We start from the raw sequence: 1409 nt of genomic DNA, 5'->3' as shown, positions 1-1409 counted from the left end.
GCTCAGCGATTAAATCAGATGGTATGGACGCCTCCTCCCGGACTCCGGCAGAGCAGGAGATTTGCACGCATTGTCGAAGGCAGTAGAGTAGCTGACATTCACCAGACAGGGGGATTCGACATGAAACAGCTCGTCATTGGTATGGATATCGCCAAAACCGTGTTCCAGCTCCACTCTGTTGATACGAATGGCGAAGTCAAGCGCTTGAAACTGCAACGTAATGAGGTTATCCCGTTTTTCACACAGCTTGCACCTGCTATCGTCGCAATGGAGGCTTGTGGCGGCGCCCATGAATGGGGGCGCAAGCTCAGTGTCCTCGGCCATCAAGTCAAACTGTTGGCGCCGAAATCGGTGCGTCCCTTTGTCCAGCGCAATAAAACCGACGCAGCTGATGCAAAGGCGATCTGGACCGCTGTCCAACAGCCCGAGGCGCGTACCGTGGCCCTGAAAACTGAGCATCAACAAACCATCCTGGCCCTGCATCGCATGCGCGAGCAACTGATGAAGTTTCGCATCATGCAGACCAACGCGTTACGCGGCATCCTGTATGAGTTCGGCATCGTGCTGCCGGCCGGGTATCCCGCGCTGACGAAGGCGTGGGCCGACGCTCTGTCGGAGGCATCCGAGCGGCTGCCAGAAGTGCTGGTTGTGAGCCTCCAGGAACAGTGGGCACGTGTTCAATCCCTGGATCGGGAAATGGCAGTGATCGAACGTCGATTGACCGACTCCCTGCGCAGGACCGAGCAGTGCAGGAGGTTGATCGAGATCCCCGGCGTCGGCTTGTTCACCGCGACCGCCGCGGTCGCGACAATCGGCGACCCCGCCACTTTCAAATCCGGCCGTGAATTCGCATCGTGGCTCGGGTTGGCACCGCGACAGACTGGAACAGGCGGACGCGTTCGACAACATGGGATAAGCAAGCGCGGCAATGTCTATCTGCGTACCCTGCTCATGCATGGGGCTCGCGCGATCGTAGCGCGACGTGGGCACTCGCCTTGGCTTGAAGCCCTGCTCAAGCGCCGGCCATACAGCGTCGTTGTCGCAGCGCTGGCAAACAAGCTGGCTCGTACGATTTGGGCAGTCCTGTCTCACGGCACACGGTTCAATGCCCCTGCACCTGCGTGATCGGGGAATTTGAGTCCGCATTGGCAGTACCATTTTCACCTTCAAGGAGCGCAAGCGATCAGAGATGATGGCGGACAGGTAGGACCGGGACGAGGACAACCTGGTAGGGAAATTGGAGCCGCAAGTGCTCGTAAATCAGATGAGGACCTCGTCAGCGAATTCCATCAGGGCCAGCAGGTCTCCAGCCTGCACAGACAGGCCGGATATAAGACTGCGACCTTACTGTCAACCAGCGTCAAAAATCACTTGAACTCCAGGAGGCGTCCATATAAGCACTTCCCTAG

Annotated in this window: 1 protein-coding gene; it reads left to right on the top strand. The window is 58.0% G+C overall.

What is annotated here, in order from left to right; all coding sequences use genetic code 11:
- The first annotated feature begins 120 nt into the window (after window positions 1-120).
- Window positions 121-1125, top strand: a complete 1005-nt coding sequence (locus ACEN88_RS31670; protein ID WP_413346122.1) for an IS110 family transposase — start codon at window positions 121-123, stop codon at window positions 1123-1125.
- Window positions 1126-1409: the final 284 nt, after the last annotated feature.

The organism is Massilia sp. CT11-108 (assembly GCF_047302915.1).
GTDB classification, from domain to species: Bacteria; Pseudomonadota; Gammaproteobacteria; order Burkholderiales; family Burkholderiaceae_D; genus Telluria; species Telluria orientalis.
Note: the sequence above shows the minus strand (reverse complement) of the source record. Positions and strands in the feature narration are given on the sequence as shown.

What these genes read in the sequence shown, in the direction of transcription:
- ACEN88_RS31670 (WP_413346122.1), top strand. Translation starts at nt 121, where the DNA reads ATGAAACAGCTCGTCATTGGTATGGATATCGCCAAAACCGTGTTCCAG.